Genomic DNA, 16,822 nt, shown 5'->3' on the forward strand with positions numbered 1-16,822 from the left:
TGTCCTTTCAGTCGTAAATGTCGCCGCGGGGACCGATATCCAGCACGGCCAGAACATGGCCCCGATCATCCATGATGACCCGCCAGTCACCAACCCGAAGCCTGACACCTTCACGCCCCTTCAGCGGTTTGACATTGCTGGATCGAGAGGCCGGATCGCTTGCATAGGCCTCGATCTTGGAACGGACCAGCTTCGAGGTGTTCGCAGGCATCCTGCGCAACGCCCGGATCGCCGCCTTGGTGTAGCTGATCTGCTTCATATGGTAGCTTTAAGCTACATCGTCGTTTGCGTCAAGGCAATTGTAGCCTGTTGCTACATTTGAGTGACGTTGCGACAAGCGCTGCTTCGATTTGGGGTTTGTCCGGGCCGGTTCGCAAGTGGTTCGATCATTCTCCTTGTTTTTCAATGCGGTGAACCACTGCACCAGTTGAACCACCAGTTTTTTTGTTCTGGCGAAAATTCGGAGATTCCAGGGTCGCGCGTTCCGATTTTTGCAAACAGCAGAAAAACTGCAGAATGAGTGGTGCAGTGGTTCACAATATTGGAATCATTGACGTTTTTGCGAACCACTTGTGAACCATGCCCTGCACATTCCGGTTCACAAGTGCGGTCGATGGTGCGGGTCGTCATCGTTGCCGCTGGGGCGGCATATACACCCAGGAGCGAGTGCCGTCGTCAAGCGTTCGTTGTTTCCTCATCCATCCTTCCGCCTTGAGCACGCGCGCGACGCGGTTGGCCCTGGAATTGTCGCGATCCTTGCGCTCAACACCCAGAGCCTGGAGAATCTCATCGAGCTGCACACAGGGTCCGGTCGGGGTCGCAGCCCGGCCAGCCGCCTTTTCCCGGGCGATAGCGATAACATCTTCATGCCAGGGATCGCGAACCGATCGTTCGGCCTGAGCAGCCGCAGCCAGATGCTCCATTTCCTTGTCGAGCCACCAGGGTTCGCCGGAGCGGTAGGCGGCAATGGCCTCGGCCCAGAGCTGGTCGCGATCCGTGTTCAACGCGACGATATTGATCCTTCCAACGCGAACGGGCCAAAAACGGCGGTTGCCGGTTTCATCGACGAGGTAGGCATCATCGTTGGTCGTGCCGGCAAAGACGCATTGGCGTGGAAAATCTTTCGACCACCGGCCAAAGGATGGCCGGTAGTGATCGACGCCTCGCGAGACAAAGGCTTTTGTTCGTTCGATCTCGCCACGCCGCATCGCCGACAGTTCGCTGATCTCGATCAGCCATTTGCCGCGGATATCCTGTGCCGAATCCTTGGTGCCGAGATCCGCAATCTGGTCGGCGAACCAGCGAATATCGGGCATGAGCGATGCGAGAGCCGTCGACTTGCCCGTGCCTTGACGTCCTTCGAGGATGAGGATGCAATCGGCCTTGCAGCCAGGCTTGAAGATTCGCGCAACCGCCGAGATGAGCCAGCGACGTCCGACTTCCGAAATATATCGACGGTCTCCATCAACGCAGCCGAGATATTCCGCAAGCCAGCTGTCGAGCCGTGGTACACCATCCCATTGCAGCGATTCGAGATAGTCGCGAACGGGATGGAACCCGCTCTCCTCGGCCACGAGGTCGCAAGCGTCCGCCACCATGCGGGGCTTGGCGGGAATGCCGCCGAGTTGCAGCCATTCCGTAAGACGCAAACCATCCAGGTCGGTCCATTCGCACCATTCGGCGCTCGACTCCCATGGCATACCGCGGCAGACAATAGCGTTGCGCAATTCGTCGAGGCGGATGTTGCCAGCAAACGGCGGATCATGGCGGAGGGCGCAGGCGACATTTGCGAGGCACTCGCGAGGAATTCCATTCTTGGTAGAGATGAGTCGCTGCCGCCAGTTCGGATCAGTCACCTTCAGACTGTCGGCATCCTGACGGATAGCTCTGGAATCAAACATTTGCCGTCACCCGATATTGATCGTTGACGTCATGCCCGCACACAGGGGGCAGCCAGCGGCGAACCTCGCGATCCGCGAGTGTCCAGCGGTTCGATACTTCGGCGGCGGCGGTAAGCCCGCGTTGTCGTCCCTGCATGTCCGGCTTGTCGTGATCCACGCACACGGTCAGTGCCTAGATGCCCGGCAGGACCGGGAAGGCGGCGAGATTGCCCGCATCGACCAAGCACCATACGGGCGTGATGCAGGCTCTTGAGCATCGTTGCGAATTCGCCTTCTATATCGTCCCGCCGGATCGACTTGCCGTAGCCCGCGCAGTCTGACACCCGGCAAAAATAGTAGGGATGCTTCTTGTTCGTTTTGCTCTTCGACCAACCGGCGGTCAGGGGCGTGTCGACATCGCCGCAGAGGACGAAACCGCGCAGGGGAAAATCCTCGTTGATGTTCTTGCGCGCCGGTGCCTTGGCACCGCGTTCACGACGCTCCTGAATCTTCTCGAAGGTCGAGAGCGATATCAGCGGTTCGCGATGACCCTTGATCCAATTCACACTCCAGGGCGCATGACTGAGATAACCCGCATAGGTCGGACGGGTGAGAATATCGGTTACTTCGGTCTGTCTGACCGTGCCCTTGGCTGTCTTGGGAAATTCGGGCTGGCTTTCGAGAAAGCGTTTCACTTCGGCCTGACTGTCGAAGCGTCCGCTGGCATAGCCTTCGAGTGCTTCGGTGATTTGGGTGGCCATCGGCTCATCGCGCACCAGCAGCTTTCCATGCGCCGGGCTTTTCTCATAGCGATAACCGACCGGTGGCTTGAACACCCAATAGCCGCCTTGTAGCCGGGCGCGCATTTTCTGCACGACCTGCCTGCCGTTCTGTTCGCGCTCCAGGGCTCCTTGCGCGGCGAGGATGGTTTCGATGAACTTGCCCTCGGGCGTGTCCTCGAACTTGAAGTTCAGACATTCGACGCGGGCGTCTCTCGCCTGAAAGGCCTTGCGCAGTTTCAGATGGAACTCGGTGTCGCGGGCGAAACGCTTGAGATCGTCGAAGATGACGACATAGCCTTCATCGGCGTCCTGCCCGGATTTTTGCGCATCGAGGTAACTCAGGAGAGCGACCATGCCGGGCCGCTTCATGAAATCGCCACCGCCCGATACATCGTCGGGAAGACCGACCCCGCCTGGCGCAACGCCTACCTCAACGGCGACGACCCCGGCCACAAGGCCGCCGTCGAACGCTTCGCAAGGCTGATGCAGGTCGCAGCCAGGGGGTGACGGGTCAGGCGGCGCTGCCTCGGCGCCGCCGTTCACCGTTCAGTTCCGCGATACGCACGGGATCGAGCCCGAGTTCCAGCGCGACAAGTTTTTCTACCGTCGACGGGATCGCCCGCTCGCCGGAACACCACCGCTGGATCGTGCGGATATCGACGCCCCAGCGGCGGGCGGCCGACGATTGCGTCAATGAAAGCTCGTCGAGCGCGGTCCGCAGCTCATCGGCTGTCACAGGCTTTTCCTTTCATGGACGCAATCACTCCAACAGCTTGAGGATTGCGACCGTCACAGCCCCGCAGGCACCAAATACCGTCGCGCACATGTTGCCCAGACCAACCCAACGTCGCCATCTCAGCTCGATGGTTTCATGTTCGATCTTCTGGCATTCCAGCTCGAGCTTTCGCAGGTCGGCATCGTGCATCAACTGATAGCCAGATAGACTATGACACCGGCGGTAACGCCTCCGACAGCGCTCAATGCCGCCAAACCCAGAACGAACCAGCCTTCGCGGTGACCCTTATCGACCATTTGAATTCTCCCTGTCCGTCTCGATATTGGCGAGCCGCTTCTCGAAGCGCTCCATGCGCTTGATGAGACCGTTCACAGCGTCATTCGTTCCGAATGTGCGCATGGCCATCCCGGTCGTCACTTGCATCTCGTCCTTGATCGTGCGGATATCGGTCTCGATGCGCTCGAACCGTTCGTTCATCTCGTCACGCATTGCATCGGTTTTCTGATCGAGCTTGCGCAACAGGGCGAGGACAAGGTTCTCTGGATCATTCATCGGTTTGTTTCTTTGTGGTCCGGCGTCATGCCGCTACTGGAAGTTAAATATAGCACTTACGGCCAATGGTCGCAATCATCGCCAAATGCGCATTGCTCGCCCCTGTTCTCAACGTCCGTGCGAAACGGCCACAAGGCGGCCTGCGGGGCGCGGACAGCGCCTTCGTGCCGGTTTGGGTCACACCGTTCATCCCGATCCGCTTTCGCCCGCTGACGGGCCGTTTGCGCCGGTTGAGGGCGCGGGCTCGTCTTCGCCTTTGTCAGGGGCTCCCTCCCTGCCGAACAGGTGCAGCCGCTGAAGTTCCCGCTCCATTATTTCATACCCGTAGTCCGCTTCAGCCTGTTCACCTTTCTCGCCAGCGATCCCACGGGCGTTCTCCCTCGTTTCGTTTCCCTGCCTTGGACAGTAGAGCACAGCACTTCGACTTGCGATCCGGTGAAGAGACTTTTCGAACGACTGTGCATCATCTTGCGCGGCGACAGTCGCCGGTCGCGAACTTATCCACAGCGCCAACATCAGACTCTGATTACCAGTATTAAGTTCCAATGTGTCATGGGAGGCCCATGGCCCCCCCCCCCCATTTCCAACCACACACATTTCAATGGGTTATCGCGAAAATACGTAACCGGTGCAAAAGTCCGGGCGATCAGACCTTGGCGGCGGTGACGAGCTGGGCGAGTGGTGGGATTTCTGTCGTGTATGGTACGGCGAGTCGGTGGCCGAGGAGCTGGAAGAAGGAGACGTCGAGTTTCTGGCAGGTTTTCATGCAGCCGAGCAGGGTATCGCGTGCCTGACGGCCGGCATCGGACCAGGTGCCGCCGGAGATCTTGCGTTTGGTGACGTGGCAGCGGATGTCGTTTTCCGAGCCGTTGGTGTGCAGGGGGATTTCGGGTCGGTCGAGGACCAGGAGGAGTTCCGGTTTGCGGGCATGCAGGCGTGCGAGCAGGCGATCGAGGGTGGCGAAACCGGTCTTGCGCTTGAAGATGCGGTCGAAGCGGGCACGGAGCTGGGCAGCTCGCGACCTTTGCGGGGCTTGTTTGTAAGCCTTGAGATCGGCGTAGAACCACCAGACGAGCTGGCGGAGGAGATCGATGGCACGTCTTTGGCTTTCATTGAAGCCGACGAGCTTGTGGATCAGGCGCTCGGCATGAACCCAACAGAGTGCATGTTGGCCGACGCGGAACTGTCCGGCGCCATCGGAGACGATGACGGTATCGTTCAGCAGACCGTGGTGGTGGATGCTGCCCCACAGTGCGGCCTCGGTGGCGATTTTGACCGGGTCGGGGTGAACATCGAGTTGATCGATACCGAGTTCGCCCAGATGGGCCGAGAAGGCGCCGCGATCGGCGAATGTCCTGGTGTCATGCGCCTCCAGCCGGGCGATCACGGAGCCCGCCAGCGCATGTTTGCGCATGTAGCTGAAGGCGTCGTCATTGAGGACATAACCGCCATGACCGGCGCGCAGCAGTTCGAGAAAATTCACCCGGCTCTTGGAAAACGTCGTCGCGAAGTGGGTGAAGCGGTCATCGCCGATCTGGGTGGTGAAGCCGTTTTTGGCGCCATGCCGGGCGCCGGTGTCATCGACGGTGATCCATTTCGCGCTCTCGAGACCGGCGCGGAACAGCTCCGTGGCCTCGTCATGCAAATCGCCTGGATCATTGTTCAACAGCCGGATGACCTGGCACTTGGAAATGACGATGCCGATCTCGTTCAGCATCGCCGTCAAGCGTTCCGTCGTGACCTGGCCCTGGACGTGCTGCAGAATGATGAACCGCACCAGTTCAGGCCCGAAATGCCCGCACAAGCCCTGGGGCAACGGCGCTGTCACCGTTCGCCCGTCCGGCGTCATCCAGCGCTCCTGGCGATAGCGGATCACCCGGCTCTCCAGCCGCAGATCCTGCACGACAAAATCCTCATACCCCTTGAACCGCGAGCCGGGCGGCGCCTCAACCCCGAGCTTCTGCTCCTCGCTCACCACAGGAACCCGCCGGCTGGCCTTCGACGAACCACCCCGCTTGCCCTTGCCGCCTCGCTTGCCTGTGGCCGTCGATGTTCCGGCCTTCGCTGCCATCCCCGACGGTTTGATCTTCGGCCGCCCTTTCAGCCCCTTGAGCCGGGCAATCTCATCCCGCAATGCTGCATTCTCCGCCTCCAGCAAAGCGACGCGCTCCAGCAGCGCCGCAACCAAATCGCGGAGATCATCAAGGCCGAGTGTGGCGAGGTTGGTGGCATTGGGCTTGGACATAACAAACTTGAATCACGTCCCATCGCTCTTGGGAATCGAGAACATATTCTTATTCCATGCGCGCAGATCAAGCCTCAAAAATCCAGTCCGCCCGGACTTTTGCACCGGTTACGAAAATACGGTGAATCTGCTGTTTTCCGTCATCCTGCCCGGCGGGATTTGCAGCGGTTGTCCACAAGCCGCGCCGTTCAATGGCCGAAGCGAGGCCGGATCGGGCCGGAACGGAGAGGATTTGCGACCATCAAGGCAGGGAAATGTTGCTCAATGGTTAACGGATGTGAGGAATTCCGCCCTGCTTTCGGGTCCAATTCAGGCTGCGGACGCGCGGAAGCGGCGCGCCCTTCCGGCCACGCCGCCAGTCCGGCCATGTCCATGAGCTATCCGGGCGGGCCGTCGCGCGCCCACATCTCGAAGAAGCGGCCGCCGAGATAGGCGGCGGCCCAGACATCGGCGTAACCCGACAAACCGCTCTCCCGCCAGCGGTTCACCAGCCAGTCGATCACGCCCGGCGGCACTTGCGGTGCCGGAATTGATTTGTAGATCTGTTTGCCCTGAGCATACATGCGCTGCGCCACGTTGGAGCGCATGAGCCGCGCATCCTTCATCGCCGCTTCGGCCTTGCGGGCACCGCGCTCGGCTCGGCTCCGGCTGCGGGCCATGAAGCCCACCAGAACCTTTTCCGCCCCCAGATCCTTGCGATCCTGCGTCATCCGCTCGTAAAGCGGATCAAGCCCCTTGAGCCTTTCGAGCACCTCCCTGTCCTTGCGGTGACGGGCGTCCCTTTGGTTCTCGCCGGGACGGATTTCCAGCGGTGCCCCGGCCATTCTATCAATCATCTGCTTTTCCTGGCCGAAGGTTCCCGACGAGGAGGCGAGCTTTTGATGTTTGCGGGACAGGTGCATGATCTTGAGGCTGAACATGCCGTCGTGGGTTTCGATCTGGTCGGCCATCGCCGCCCGCGTCTTCGCCCATTGCTTCGGTGTCTGCTGCGCGCACCGCGCAAGCAGCCCGTCATCGTCCGGCACCCACATGCCTTCGACCCGTTCCAGCCGTTCGGAAAGCAGGATGAATGCCTGGGCGACGTGGGGGCCGCGCCGGGCCATGTCGGCCAGCAGTTCCCGGTGGATCGGGTATCGGGTTGAAACGGGGAGGGCGAAGGCGTCCATGATCCGTCTCAATCCCCGCCAATGTCGCTGTTTAAGCGACTTTGCGCCGGAGACTTTCGCGCAACGGACCCCTTGTGCGCGCCGGATGGATGGCCGATTCTAGCCATCGCAGGTCCGTTGTTGTTGATGTATCCGTTGTTGATGCAGATGCGGGAATGGCTTGTGGAACCGGCCGCGAACCGGTTTTTTGAAGTTGAGGAAAAGCATTTCGTGACGAGCGCCGGGGTAACCCCTTAGGCGCTCGTTTTCGTTTGGCGTCGCCGGAAGCCGGGCGGCGGCCTCGGCATTGTCTCTGCCATCATACGGATATTCGAGCGGATGTTCAGGAGAGATCCCGAGATGCCCACTGTCCAGCTCAATCTCTGGTACCAGGACGGCCATCCGCGCATGTGGTGCGAGGTCACCAACAATGGCCGTACTACCCCGCTCGTCATCGAGGAGCTGCGCCTCATCCGCCCATGGACCGGCGGCATGAGCCGGATTTTCGGCACGACACCCATCGCCGGCCCGGCCCGGCGCCTGCCCATCGGCCTGATGATCGACCCCGGCCAGTCGCAGGATTTCCGCCTGCGCCTCGATCCCGCCCGCACCGTCAGGAGCGTCGTGCTGCTCGCCGTGCTGGAACAGCAGGATCCCACGCCCCGGACCCACAAGATCCGCGTCTGGCGCAAGCCCCGCCACTGATCGCCCCGCCACCGGCCGTCCGCTGTCTTGCAAGTGGAACCCTGTTTCGGGGACACGCGGCCGGTGTCTCATGAAGCCCGGTCCTGCGGCGAGCGCTGGCGAAGGGAACGGCGGGAGGCGGCGAGAGCGGTCTCATGCAGATCGGTGGAGAGCTTCACGCCTTTACGGCGCGCAAGGTCGAGCAGCGCCGGCCAGGCGTGCGCGGGGATACCGCGCTTAGGCCAGTTGCTTACTGTCTGCGGATTGATGCCCATCTCTCTTGAGATTCGGGTGGCTCCGCCAAGAGTTTCGATCAGAATTTTACCGTTCATGACGATCAATTTTGACACATAGTGTTTCTTTACGAAAGACCCGATTCGCTGCGTGTCCGGAAGCGTCTGTTTCAGTATTGGATCAAGGGTTAGACCTTATCCGAAAAGAACCATGCCACTACCCGAACGTAGCGCCGACTTAGTGCTTGTTGTCGGGGAACGCCTCGCCGCCACGCGGCGCGCGCTTGAACTCACCCAAGAGCAGCTCGCAGAGCAAGTCGGCGTTTCGCGAGGCGCGCTTGGGAATTGGGAACAAGGAACGAGGCTTCCCGATCCTGCCACGATGCTTCGCTTGAGACAGCGTTATGGCGTGACTCTCGACTGGATCTACGGGGGTGATCCGTCAGGTTTGCCGCAGCGTTTGGCATCCAAAATCCTGGGGCGAACGTCTATCCCATAGCGAGCCCGAAAAGACGCTCAGGCCTTCGAGAAGATGGAGGCTTTGACTAAGCAAATTCAATCATGACCCATAATGGGTCGATATGTAATTGATTTTTGAAACATGGTGTGTCATTTCTTGTTTATGCAAGAGGACACGCCCATGAACCCGCTCGCCCTTTCCGGCCCGGACGATACCGATGACACCGCACTGACGGAGAATGCTGCCTGGTCGGATGTGCATGTGGTCGGCGGCTCGATCATCACCTGGGCCGAATATCTCGACCTGATCGCCCGCGACGAATATGTCGGGCCGGACAATGACGACTGGCTGGATGACTTTGCCGTGCCGGACGAAGAGGGATGCTAGCCCGCCGGCTCGGCCTTGCCTTCGAGCGCGGCGATGCGCGCCTCGTGATCGTCGAGTCGATGATCGACGGGAATGCGGACGCCGCTCGCTTCCATCCTGCTGATGGTCGAGATTTCCTCGATCAGTTCGAGCCGGACGGCATCGATGCGCAGCTCGATCGACTGCCGTGTCAGGTCGAGCTTGCTGTCGAGCCGGGCGATCTGTTCGCGCATCGAAGCCATCTCGGTGCGCAACGAAGCCTGCTCGTTACGCATCGAAGCCATATCTTCGCGAAAGATGGCCTGTTCGGTGCGCATCGCAGCCTGTTCGGTGAGCACCCGCTCCAGCTGTCTGGCGATGAAGTTCAGATCGACCTTTTCCATGAGCCGCATTCTACCAGAAACGCCACACGGTGTGAAAGCGAACGAAGCTGCACGGAGGTGCGCCCATGAACCCGCTCGCCCTTTCCGGCCCATTGACCGAGCCGGGCGCCTACCGGATGCCCGCCGCCGAATACCATGCCGATCCGGCGCCGCGTCCCTCGCTGTCCTCGTCGCTGGCCTCGATCCTGCTGGAGCGCTCGCCGGCCCATGCCGCCGCGAGGCATCCGCGCCTGACCGATCCGGTGGCGTTCGAAACGACGAGGAACATGGATTTCGGCTCGGCGATGCACGAGCTGCTGCTGGGCGGCGAGGTGCGGGTGGTGACGGTCAATGCGCCGGACTGGCGCACCAGGGCGGCACGGGCGAGCCGGGAGGAGATCAGGAAAGCCTGCGGCATCCCGGTGCTGGCGGGCGACTGGCCGCGCATGGCGCGGATGCTGGCCGCCGCCCGCGAGCAGCTGGCCCGTGCGGGCATGGCCTGGGCGTTCTCGCCGGCGCGCGGCTTTTCGGAAGTCTCGGCCTTCTGGCAGGAGGAGGCGGCGGGCGCGCCGATCTGGGGCCGCGCCCGGTTCGACTGGATCGACCCGGAGGCCGGGCTGATCCTCGACTACAAGACGACCTCGATGCCGCTGTCGATGTGGAAGCGGCGGGCGCTGATGGAGCTGCCCGGCCGGGTGCAGCCGGCATGGTACCGGCGTGCGGCCGGGCGGCTGGGGGTGAAGCGGCCGCGCTTTGCCTTCGTCGTGCAGGAGACCGTCGAGCCGTTCGGGCTGATGGTCTTCGAGCCCGGCCCGCGCCTGCTCGAACGCGGCCGCGCGGACATCGATCACGCGGCGGCGAGCTGGTCGCGATGTCTCGGCCGGGGCGAATGGCCCGGCTACCCGGCGAAGGTCGAGACGATGGAGCCGCCGGCACCGCGCAAGCGGAGCAATCCGTTGCGCAAGGGGCGGCGCTGGGCCAAAAGCCGATGAATGATGTACCGAACTGCCTGAGCGGCGGCTTGCCGACCGTGACGCCGCAAAAACTGTTCGAGCTGATCGACGACTGCAAGCGGCGGGCGGCCATCCGCGGCCGCCTCCTCGGCCAGCCGAACGAGTGGGAATATCTGCAGGCCGCACTGGAGGAACTGCACCTGGCCCGCATTCAGGTCGGGCGGCTGGAACGGCACCTGCGGGCTTCCGCCCGCGATGCGAAGGCCGCATGAGCGCCAGCCCGTTCGGCGGACTGCCGTATTTCCGCAAGCTGTCGACCGGCTTCGGCCATCACCTCGTCGTGCGGATGCACGCCAGCGGAACGCTGCTCGTCGAGCATGGCGAGGAGATCGTCGGCTCGTTCACCGCCGTCGGCTGGTGCCAGCTCGACCGCCGCGAAGCCGCCGAACTCGCCCGCTGCCTGCTCGACTATCTCGCACTGCCGGAGGGGGATGAGGGATGAAGGAGGAGGACTGGCCCGACCTTGTCGAAGGCATGAACGACGAGTTTATCGCCGGGGAGGCCACGATGCTCGCCCGCGAGATCATGTTTTTTACGGAGGAGCGCATCCTTGAAAGCGCCCCGTCGGACCATGTCGCGCGCCTGATCGTGCTCACCGCGCTTTCCCGCTGCCTTGCCGGACTGTACGCCCGGCTCGCCTTCGATCATGGCGAGCATCCGTTTACCGCCAAGCTGGCGATGATGGGAAACGGCGTCACCATCGGCAATCTGGCCGAGAAGCTTTGCGACGATGCCTACAGGCTCAAGGCCGAGCGCGATGCGGGAACCCTCCAATGAGCCGCCGCCCCTATGCTCCCCATGAGCTGCCCGCCCTGCCGAACGCACCGAACTGGTCCTACGAGGTCGACGAGGGAACCCGCTTCGGCCTCAAGACCCTGCTGATCTACGAGAAGGTGTGGGGCAGGCGGGTCGGCCGGATGCAGTTCTTCTTCCGCGACGACCGCAAGCTCGATGCGAAGATCGCCGAGCTGATCGTCGCCGACCATCCCTCCGACCTCTGGCAGATCTACTTCGAGCCCGGCCGTCGTCGCAGGCCCGGCCTGCGCCTCGTCTGGTCGGCGGACGATCCATGAGTGACGGCCGCGCGCTCCACGAGATCGAGGTCGCCTATCGCTTCGACTTCAAGCGCTGGAAGGACTTCGAGAAGGCGCTCAGGGACAAGTGGATACCGGGGCCGGACCTGATCCTGCCCGACGGCCGGCGGTGGTTGGATACGTCGGTCAATCGACTGTTGCTCCCGAACGGCGACGAGATTGAATCGGTGCTCGGGGAAAACAAGGTCGTCCAAAGGCTGAGGAATGGTGAAAACGCCCCACCTCCGGGCACGAGGAAGGCGCGGCGCTAGCGTCCGGTTCTACTGGGAGCCGAGCCCCAGTCTTGCCCGGCTGGGCTTCAAATGCACCCGCCTGTCCGACGATCGCGCCCGCGCCGTCGTCGAGGCGCAGGAGATCAACGCCGAAGTCGACGAGTATCGGCACAAGCTGGCACGCGGCATGTTCGACGGTGCAAGAGCCGGAACCATCCGCGCGCTGATCGCCTTCTACAAGAGCCATGACGATTTCCAGCTTCTGGCCGACGCGACGAAACGGGACTATGCGCGCAATCTCGACCTTATCGCCAAGAAGCTCGGCGACGTGATGGCTGCGCAGATCACGCCGGTGATCGTGCAGGAACTCAAGCGGGCCTGGTCGGCGACACCCTCGCAGGCCAATCACATCTGCCGTGTATTCCGCCTGCTGCTGAGCTTCGCCAAGCGGCAGGGCATGATCCGCCAGAACCCGGCACTGGGCTTCCGCCAGTACCGGGAATCGCCGCGCCATTCGGTGTGGACGCATGACGAGGAACGGCGGTTTCTGGCGGTTTGCGGGCCGGAACTGGCGCTGGTCTACATGCTGGCGATCAGCACCGCCCAGCGGCAGGGCGATATCCTCGCCTTGCCCTGGTCGGCCTGCCACGACGGGCTGATCACCCTCAAACAGGCGAAGACCGGCCAGAAGATGGAAATTCCGATCACCGCCCGGCTCGGCAAGGTGCTGGAAGAAGCGCCACGCGTGTCGCCGGTGATCTGTACGCGCAACGGCCGCCCGTGGAAGGTCGACCACTTCCGCCATATGTTCAAGGCAGCGATGGTCAGGGCGCGGATCGAGGGCCGCACCTTCCACGATCTGCGGCGCACGGCGGTGGTCCGCATGGCCGAGGCCGGATGCACCATCCCGGAAATCGCCAGCCTGAGCGGGCACCAGCTCGAAACCACGAGCCGGATCATCGAGACCTATCTGCCGCGCAACCGACGTCTCGCCCAGGCGGCCGTCGCCAAGCTCGAGCAATGGCGGCCGGAGCCGGAATAGGCTCAAACCCGAAATTTATTTGACTGGCTTTTGACATTCACGAGCGGTTGCCCGCGAGAGAGCATTTCCGTGCCGTCTTGCCGGAGAACCGGAAGGCCGGATTTTGAGCAGTCCGCGGCGAAAAGTTGGATACGTTGAAGGTTGAGTTGGATACGCAGACTTTCAACCAAGAAATAGTCAAGTATTTTAATGACTTGGTGGGCGCACAAGGACTCGAACCTTGGACCCGCTGATTAAGAGTCAGCTGCTCTACCAACTGAGCTATGCGCCCCCGTAGGGTGTGTGGGAGCGCTATAGCGTCCGGGAGCGGGGTGCGCAAGAGGGGTTTGATGGATCATCGGGGAGATCTTGTCCTTCGGTGGTATCCTGATGCCTCATGGTTGTTCCGCCGGGCCGATGCCTACAACCGCTGTGGATCGCCAGCGAAGCCATCGGCGCAGAAGGATCCGCCCTGAAAGGTGTCGCCGATGGCATTGCGGGGCATCTTGGCCTGTTCGGCCAGCGCATGCTGCACATGATCTTCCGAACGGTGGGCAGGTGTATAGCCGAGCCCGTAGGCGATGTGGTTATCCCACCATGCCCGGTCGTTATCGGAGGCCCCGTAGACGATTTCGCAATGCAGGTCGGGGTGTTCGAGGCCGATGCGGCAGAGCTGGACCAGATCTTCAGGATGGATCCATATCGCCAGCCGACGTTCGTCGAGTGGCAGCATGCCGACATTGCCGATGCGGATCGACAGCACCCGCAGACCGTATTTGTCGGCATAGAGCGAACCCAGCGCCTCACCATAGGCTTTGCTGACACCATAAAGCCCGTCAGGGCGTACGCGCTGGTCGGTGCTGATGCGTTTCGTACGCCGGTAGAAGCCGACGGCGTGGTTGGAGGAGGCGAAGACCACGCGCTTCACTCCCTTGCGACGCGCCGCCTCGAACAGGTTGAAACAACCGACAATGTTCGCCTCGTGAATGGTCTCCCACTCGGCCTCGACCGAATAGCCGCCGAGGTGGATGATGCCGTCGACGCCTTCGCAGATACGCTCGCATGCCGCCATGTCGGACAGCCGTGCCTCGATGAAGGTCTCATTGGCCGCGAGGTCATCGACCGGCGCTATGTCGCTCAGCACCATTTCCGGATAGATGTCGCGCAGCATCGGCCGAATCATCGTGGCGACGCCTCCTGCGGCACCTGTCAACAATACCCTTTTCATTTCATTCCCCCTCGAACACAGAGCCGTGTCATGGCCGATCCTGTCGATGCCGGCGTGACAGGGTCACAAACAGTCCACTGCCGATGACGATTGCCGCACCAATGATCGTCCAGATATCTGGCAGATCGCCAAAGATGACGAAACCCAAAATCGTTGCGCTGATCAAGGCGAGATAGGTGAGTGGCGCCAATGTCGAGGCCTCGGCGTGAACATGAGCGACAGTCATCATGACGTGGCCGATACTTGACAGCAGGCCGACGGTTACCATGAGCAGAAAGTTCCAGGCCGTCACCGGTTGCCAGACGAAAGGGGCCGCCATCGACAGGGTGATGGCACCCACCAGCGCGGTCACGGCCTGCGTCGCCACCGGCGAGGAACCTCGCACCAGCCATCGGGTGAGGACCAGATAGGCGGCAAACAGCAACCCGGAGCACAACGGCAGCAGGCCGGCAAGCTGGAAACTGCCGGCGCCGGGACGGACGATGACGAGCGCGCCGGCAAAACCGATCGTGACGGCAATCCAGTGCGCTGGGGTGATGCGTTCGCCCAGAATGGGCGCCGATGCAGCCGTCACGGCCAGAGGTGCAATGAATACCGTCGCCAGAGCATCGGCCAGCGGCACATAGCGTATACCGAGGATGAAGGTCAGATTGCCGGCGATGATCAGCAGCCCGCGCAATACCTGCAGGCCGGGATTGCGTACGGTCAGCCCGGGCCGCCCGCGGCATGCGAAGGCGTAGGGGACGATGAACACCGAGTTGAAGAAGAACCGTGCCCAAGCCACCTGAATGGCAGGCAGGGTGGCGACGAGATATTTGGCCACCGCATCGTTCATCGGCATGACCACCTGAACGGCCAGCATCAGGGCTATCCCAAGCGATGCGCCCTTCAACAAGGCACCGCTCCACAACCGACAGACCCCGCTTCCATGAGACTTCCCCCCAAGCTACCGGACATCGAAAGCTAGTGGATTGAATCCAACATTTGGAACCCTCGATTTCTTGCAGCGATGATTTCGTCCGGGTTTGCCCTCCAGATGAATGGCTTTGCTTCGGTTTGATTGTGCTCGCTGATGAAACGGGTGATGGCGTCCTCAAGTTCGGTGACGGAACGGAAGACACCGTGCTTGAGCCGGCGTCGCGTCAGCTTGGCAAAGAAACCCTCGACCGCGTTGAGCCAGGAGGCAGATGTCGGTGTGAAATGAAAGGTCCAGCTCCAGCGTTTGTGGCGCGCAAGCCACGACATGACTTCGGGGGTCTTATGCGATGAGACGTTGTCCAGAACCACATGAATTTCCTGCCCTTTGGGAACGCTCTTTTCGATCCCGGCAAGAAAGGCGATGAAGTCCTGATGCCGGTGGCGCTGCATGGTCTGGCCCGTGACCTCGCCGGTCAGCACGTTCAGGGCGGCAAACAGCGTGGTTGTGCCGTTGCGTTTATAGTCATGGGTCATGGTCTGCGCGCGACCCTTCTTCAGCGGCAGCCCGGGCTGGGTGCGGTCAAGCGCCTGAATTTGCGTCTTTTCATCGACCGCCAGCACAACCGCATGAGTGGGCGGGGCAACATAGAGGCCGACGACATCGTTCAGCTTCTTCGCGAATTCAGGGTCGCGCGACAGTTTGAACTGCCGCCAGCGATGCGGGCTGAGGCCATGTTCCTTCCAGATCATCCGCACCGTCGAGGCCGCCAGCCCCACCTTTGCCGCCATCGCGCGCAACGTCCAGTGCGTGGCCGCGTGAGGTGGCGGTTCCTGCGTCAGCTGGATCACCTCCGCCACCTTGCCGGCATCGGTTTTGGGCGTCCCCGGCGGGCGGGTCTTCTCACGCAGCAGACCATCAACGCCCTCGGCCTGAAACCGCGCCTGCCAGCGCCAGACGGTTTTCTTCGATGTGCCGCTGGCCGCGCAGATCGCCGTCGTTCCCAGCCCGTCGGCACTCAGAAGAACGATCCGGCACCGCCAGACATGACGCTGCGGTGTCGAAGGATGAGACACGATCCCCTCAAGCCGTTTGCGGGCTTCGGGAGTAAGCTGAAGGAGGGGGTGTTTGCGCATGACTACACATAGCCCAAAAGGAGGTAAATGTCTCGCTCAATCCACTAGCCTGCCCAACTGGAATACATGGTTGATGCAGCAGGCCGAGGCCGGGAGTGCGGACGCACTCGCCGTTCTCCGCGCCCACGTCGAGCGTGAAGAACGGATGCGCGGCGACTTGTTGACAGCCGAACGAGCCGAGAAGGCCAAGATCCATATCATGGAAAGCTTGAAGCCGCAGGCGCGCAAAGACGGCACGATGGCTTACCGGACCGCAGACGGCGGTCTTGTGCTGGACCGGGCGAACCACGTCAAAGCCGAGAGGGCGACCGCCGGAGCGGCGCTTGTCGCCCTGTCTTTGGCGGTCGAGCGGTTCGAGGGACAGGCGCTCGATGCGCAGGGCACCGAGCAGTTCCGTCACGACGTGGCCAAGCTGGCCGGGATGCACCACGTCGACGTGACGTTTACAGACCCGGCGATGGAAGCCTTACGCGAGGGCTTCGCGCTGTCGAAGAAGGCCGCAGCGGCCACGGGCCCTGCGGCGGTTGGAAATCCGACGATTGTTCGCTGGATCGACGCCCGCAACTCACACCAGGGAAGTGCCCCAACCACGCCTCGTAACCGACTCTGGACCCCGGACGACGTGGGACGTGCGACCTATCAAGGGCGGCGGCGCATGGAGGACGGCAGCGAGGTGCTATTGCTAAAACGCGGGGATGAAATTCTGGTGAAGCCCTCAGGTCCACGTATCGTTGCGAAGTAACCGGTGCAAAAGTCC

General features: G+C 61.9%; 24 protein-coding genes, 1 tRNA gene and 1 pseudogene. 11 read left to right on the plus strand and 15 right to left on the minus strand.

The window, feature by feature from the left end; all coding sequences use genetic code 11:
• Nucleotides 1-7 precede the first annotated feature (7 nt).
• The 9 genes and pseudogenes from H6851_07585 to H6851_07625 all read right to left on the minus strand — a co-directional run bounded on the left by H6851_07585 (nt 8) and on the right by H6851_07625 (nt 7,361).
• Nucleotides 8-259: a type II toxin-antitoxin system RelE/ParE family toxin gene (locus H6851_07585; protein ID MCB9943467.1), complete on the minus strand. Its 252-nt coding sequence runs from the start codon at nt 257-259 to the stop codon at nt 8-10.
• 143 nt (nt 260-402) lie between these two features.
• Entirely contained in the window at nt 403-630 is a 228-nt protein-coding gene (locus H6851_07590; GenBank protein MCB9943468.1) for a hypothetical protein, read from the minus strand.
• Complete coding sequence (locus H6851_07595; GenBank protein ID MCB9943469.1) at nt 627-1,901, minus strand: hypothetical protein; 1,275 nt, start codon at nt 1,899-1,901, stop codon at nt 627-629. The genes H6851_07590 and H6851_07595 overlap by 4 nt, the downstream gene beginning before the upstream one ends.
• A gap of 242 nt (nt 1,902-2,143) precedes the next feature.
• Nucleotides 2,144-3,031: pseudogene (locus tag H6851_07600) on the minus strand (recombinase family protein).
• A gap of 142 nt (nt 3,032-3,173) precedes the next feature.
• The gene (locus H6851_07605) at nt 3,174-3,398 is read right to left on the minus strand and encodes a helix-turn-helix transcriptional regulator (GenBank protein MCB9943470.1); all 225 of its coding nucleotides are present in this window, start codon (nt 3,396-3,398) and stop codon (nt 3,174-3,176) included.
• Nucleotides 3,399-3,422: 24 nt separating this feature from the next.
• Nucleotides 3,423-3,587, minus strand: coding sequence for a hypothetical protein (locus H6851_07610; protein ID MCB9943471.1), 165 nt, complete (start codon nt 3,585-3,587; stop codon nt 3,423-3,425).
• A 96-nt stretch (nt 3,588-3,683) separates the two neighbouring features.
• Complete coding sequence (locus tag H6851_07615; protein ID MCB9943472.1) at nt 3,684-3,950, minus strand: hypothetical protein; 267 nt, start codon at nt 3,948-3,950, stop codon at nt 3,684-3,686.
• 646 nt (nt 3,951-4,596) lie between these two features.
• Nucleotides 4,597-6,195, minus strand: a complete 1,599-nt coding sequence (locus tag H6851_07620; GenBank protein MCB9943473.1) for a transposase — start codon at nt 6,193-6,195, stop codon at nt 4,597-4,599.
• Nucleotides 6,196-6,572: 377 nt separating this feature from the next.
• On the minus strand, nt 6,573-7,361 hold the full coding sequence (locus H6851_07625; GenBank protein MCB9943474.1) for a hypothetical protein: 789 nt from the start codon (nt 7,359-7,361) through the stop codon (nt 6,573-6,575).
• Nucleotides 7,362-7,700: 339 nt separating this feature from the next.
• Here H6851_07625 and H6851_07630 point away from each other — a divergent pair, with 339 nt between their 5' ends.
• Nucleotides 7,701-8,045 carry a hypothetical protein gene (locus tag H6851_07630; protein MCB9943475.1) on the plus strand — a complete coding sequence of 115 codons (345 nt, stop codon included), beginning with the start codon at nt 7,701-7,703 and terminating at the stop codon, nt 8,043-8,045.
• A 68-nt stretch (nt 8,046-8,113) separates the two neighbouring features.
• Here the strand turns inward: H6851_07630 and H6851_07635 are convergent, their stop codons facing one another.
• On the minus strand, nt 8,114-8,356 hold the full coding sequence (locus H6851_07635) for a hypothetical protein (protein MCB9943476.1): 243 nt from the start codon (nt 8,354-8,356) through the stop codon (nt 8,114-8,116).
• Nucleotides 8,357-8,468: 112 nt separating this feature from the next.
• On the opposite strand from H6851_07635, the gene H6851_07640 reads away from it, so the two are divergent.
• Both H6851_07640 and H6851_07645 read left to right on the plus strand, forming a co-directional pair.
• The gene (locus H6851_07640; protein ID MCB9943477.1) at nt 8,469-8,756 is read left to right on the plus strand and encodes a helix-turn-helix transcriptional regulator; all 288 of its coding nucleotides are present in this window, start codon (nt 8,469-8,471) and stop codon (nt 8,754-8,756) included.
• Nucleotides 8,757-8,897: 141 nt separating this feature from the next.
• The gene (locus H6851_07645) at nt 8,898-9,104 is read left to right on the plus strand and encodes a hypothetical protein (protein ID MCB9943478.1); all 207 of its coding nucleotides are present in this window, start codon (nt 8,898-8,900) and stop codon (nt 9,102-9,104) included.
• Here the strand turns inward: H6851_07645 and H6851_07650 are convergent.
• Complete coding sequence (locus H6851_07650) at nt 9,101-9,466, minus strand: hypothetical protein (GenBank protein ID MCB9943479.1); 366 nt, start codon at nt 9,464-9,466, stop codon at nt 9,101-9,103. The two genes, H6851_07645 and H6851_07650, sit on opposite strands and share 4 nt — an antisense overlap.
• Before the next feature lie 65 nt (nt 9,467-9,531).
• Here H6851_07650 and H6851_07655 point away from each other — a divergent pair, with 65 nt between their 5' ends.
• From H6851_07655 to H6851_07685, 7 genes are read left to right on the plus strand one after another with little or no spacing between them, the layout of a single operon-like run.
• Nucleotides 9,532-10,437: a PD-(D/E)XK nuclease-like domain-containing protein gene (locus H6851_07655; GenBank protein ID MCB9943480.1), complete on the plus strand. Its 906-nt coding sequence runs from the start codon at nt 9,532-9,534 to the stop codon at nt 10,435-10,437.
• The gene (locus H6851_07660; GenBank protein ID MCB9943481.1) at nt 10,434-10,670 is read left to right on the plus strand and encodes a hypothetical protein; all 237 of its coding nucleotides are present in this window, start codon (nt 10,434-10,436) and stop codon (nt 10,668-10,670) included. The genes H6851_07655 and H6851_07660 overlap by 4 nt, the downstream gene beginning before the upstream one ends.
• A complete protein-coding gene (locus H6851_07665) occupies nt 10,667-10,900 on the plus strand; it encodes a hypothetical protein (GenBank protein MCB9943482.1) in 234 nt (77 codons plus the stop codon). The genes H6851_07660 and H6851_07665 overlap by 4 nt, the downstream gene beginning before the upstream one ends.
• The gene (locus tag H6851_07670; protein MCB9943483.1) at nt 10,897-11,235 is read left to right on the plus strand and encodes a hypothetical protein; all 339 of its coding nucleotides are present in this window, start codon (nt 10,897-10,899) and stop codon (nt 11,233-11,235) included. Before H6851_07665 ends, H6851_07670 begins: the two co-directional genes overlap by 4 nt.
• Nucleotides 11,232-11,531, plus strand: coding sequence for a hypothetical protein (locus H6851_07675; GenBank protein ID MCB9943484.1), 300 nt, complete (start codon nt 11,232-11,234; stop codon nt 11,529-11,531). Before H6851_07670 ends, H6851_07675 begins: the two co-directional genes overlap by 4 nt.
• On the plus strand, nt 11,528-11,803 hold the full coding sequence (locus H6851_07680; GenBank protein MCB9943485.1) for a hypothetical protein: 276 nt from the start codon (nt 11,528-11,530) through the stop codon (nt 11,801-11,803). The genes H6851_07675 and H6851_07680 overlap by 4 nt, the downstream gene beginning before the upstream one ends.
• A complete protein-coding gene (locus H6851_07685; GenBank protein MCB9943486.1) occupies nt 11,757-12,806 on the plus strand; it encodes a site-specific integrase in 1,050 nt (349 codons plus the stop codon). The genes H6851_07680 and H6851_07685 overlap by 47 nt, the downstream gene beginning before the upstream one ends.
• Before the next feature lie 195 nt (nt 12,807-13,001).
• Here the strand turns inward: H6851_07685 and H6851_07690 are convergent.
• The 4 genes from H6851_07690 to H6851_07705 all read right to left on the minus strand — a co-directional run bounded on the left by H6851_07690 (nt 13,002) and on the right by H6851_07705 (nt 16,065).
• Nucleotides 13,002-13,077, minus strand: a tRNA-Lys gene (locus H6851_07690).
• A gap of 129 nt (nt 13,078-13,206) precedes the next feature.
• Entirely contained in the window at nt 13,207-14,013 is an 807-nt protein-coding gene (locus H6851_07695; protein MCB9943487.1) for an NAD(P)-dependent oxidoreductase, read from the minus strand.
• Between the two features lie 28 nt (nt 14,014-14,041).
• Nucleotides 14,042-14,908 (minus strand): DMT family transporter, encoded by an 867-nt coding sequence (locus H6851_07700; GenBank protein MCB9943488.1) that lies wholly within the window; start codon nt 14,906-14,908, stop codon nt 14,042-14,044.
• Between the two features lie 68 nt (nt 14,909-14,976).
• Nucleotides 14,977-16,065, minus strand: a complete 1,089-nt coding sequence (locus H6851_07705; GenBank protein MCB9943489.1) for an IS630 family transposase — start codon at nt 16,063-16,065, stop codon at nt 14,977-14,979.
• Here H6851_07705 and H6851_07710 point away from each other — a divergent pair.
• On the plus strand, nt 16,064-16,807 hold the full coding sequence (locus H6851_07710) for a hypothetical protein (GenBank protein ID MCB9943490.1): 744 nt from the start codon (nt 16,064-16,066) through the stop codon (nt 16,805-16,807). The two genes, H6851_07705 and H6851_07710, sit on opposite strands and share 2 nt — an antisense overlap.
• The last annotated feature ends 15 nt before the right edge of the window (nt 16,808-16,822 follow it).

The sequence above is a fragment of the Geminicoccaceae bacterium genome (assembly GCA_020638465.1).
Taxonomy (GTDB): domain Bacteria; phylum Pseudomonadota; class Alphaproteobacteria; order Geminicoccales; family Geminicoccaceae; genus JAGREO01.